This is a genomic window from Clostridium sp. AM33-3 (genome assembly GCF_003480315.1).
Taxonomy (GTDB): Bacteria; Bacillota; Clostridia; order Lachnospirales; family Lachnospiraceae; genus Brotaphodocola.
The window spans coordinates 1-1892 of record NZ_QUIV01000046.1 but is presented as its reverse complement, the minus strand read 5'-3'; the positions used below and the strand labels follow the sequence as shown (position 1 = coordinate 1892).

The window sequence follows — 1892 nt, the reverse complement described above, 5'->3', positions numbered from 1 at the left end:
GGGGCTGTCGCACTAACGTGCGGCAGCTCATTTTATATATCCAACACAAAACGCCGAGCTTCGAAAAGCCCGGCGTTCGTGGTATAATCAGTTTATGCGACTAAACAAAATAATACAGAGGAATTATACCTCATTTTCGCTGTATTATCAAATCAAACTTCCGCTGGATTTAGAGATTTCTATTCCATCTGATGATCCAGTTCGTCTGGTAAGTGCCTTTGTGGAGGAAATGGACCTTTCTGAACTATATAAAACTTATGGCAGGATCAGAAAAAATCAGGCAACGCCGCGTCAGATGCTGAAACTCGTTATCTATGCAGCAATGAATCGAATCTACTCAAGTCGAGATATCCGAAAAGCATGTAAACGGGATATCAACTTTATGTATCTCCTTGAAGGAATGCCTGCTCCTGATCATGCAACGATTGCGCGTTTTATCTCCCTACATTTTTCTGCCTGCGCAAAGGTTCTGCTTGCCCAAATGTCAGATCTGCTCTATCTTCTTGGTGAGATTTCGGGAAAGACCATTTTTATTGATGGCACCAAGATAGAATCGGCAGCCAATAAATATACATTTGTATGGAAACGGGCTATTACGAAAAATCAGGCCCGGTTATACACAAAACTAACTTCTTTTGTGGCTGAATGCGAAGAACTCTATGGAATCAGGAGCGTATACCATGACCAGATATCCATCCACACATTAAAACGGTTAAAAAAGCAGTTGTGCCGCGTCAAAGTACAGGAGGGGATTGTGTTCGTGCATGGAATTGGACGTAGAAAAACACAGTTGCAGAAATCCCTGGAACAGCTGGATCAATATCTGGAGAAACTAAAGGAATATACGAAAAAACTGTATACGCTTGGAGATAGAAACAGTTATTCCAAAACAGACCCGGATGCGACCTTCATGAGAATGAAAGAAGATGCGATGCTGAATGGACAGTTAAAACCTGCTTATAACATCCAGCACGGAGTGGACTCTGAATACATCACATGGATTGATATTAGCCCGCGTCCAACCGATACATGCACCCTGATCCCTTTTTTGAAAGATATGGAGAGTCACTTAGGATTTAAATATTCAGAAATCGTTGCAGATGCCGGATATGAAAGTGAAGAAAACTATCTTTTCATTGAGGGAAACGGACAGACCGCCTATATAAAGCCGCAGAACTATGAGATTTCGAAAACCCGAAAATACAAAAAAGACATCAGCAGAAGAGAAAACATGGAGTATCACGCAGACAGAGACAGCTATATCTGTCGGAATGGAAGGGAACTGACTGTTACAAATGAACGCAGAAGTAAAACAGCCAGCGGATATGTCAGTGTAAAAACTTATTACAGAAGTCCAGACTGTACCGGCTGTCCTTATAAAACGGAATGTATCAAAGGAAACAACTGCAAAACACCTATGGAAAAACGTAATAAAGTGCTGATGGTCTCGAAGACGATGAATCAAAAACGTGCAGAAGATCTGGAACGGATCACAAGTGAGTATGGAACGACGCTCCGTATGAATCGCAGTATTCAGGCCGAAGGTTCATTTGCTGATGTAAAGGAAGACATGAATTTTCGAAGATATCTGTACCGAGGAAAGGCAAATGCACTGGCAGAGAGCATCCTTTTGGCGATGGGACGAAATATCAATAAGCTTCATTGCAAGATTCAGACCGGAAGAACGGGGAGTCATCTTTTTTCATTAAAGACAGCATAGATTTTAATGGTTGAAAACAAAACAGTTTGAAATCAGGCATGCCGAAAGGGATGTCTGGGAATGAACTGTGTTTATAAGGGATGGGGGCGAAATCACAACCGATTTCGCCCCCATTTGGGCATAAAGCAGGGCTGCCGCCCAGCAAAAAATATTTGCTAGTGCGACAGCCCCA

Annotated in this window: 1 protein-coding gene; it reads left to right on the top strand. The window is 42.2% G+C overall.

Features of this window, described 5'->3' with window-relative positions; genetic code table 11:
* Nucleotides 1-94: 94 nt before the first annotated feature.
* A complete protein-coding gene (locus DW819_RS15395) occupies nucleotides 95-1720 on the top strand; it encodes an IS1182 family transposase (protein ID WP_118733984.1) in 1626 nt (541 codons plus the stop codon).
* Nucleotides 1721-1892: the final 172 nt, after the last annotated feature.

Coding starts and splice junctions, on each gene's coding strand:
- DW819_RS15395 (WP_118733984.1), top strand. CDS start 95: ATGCGACTAAACAAAATAATACAGAGGAATTATACCTCATTTTCGCTG.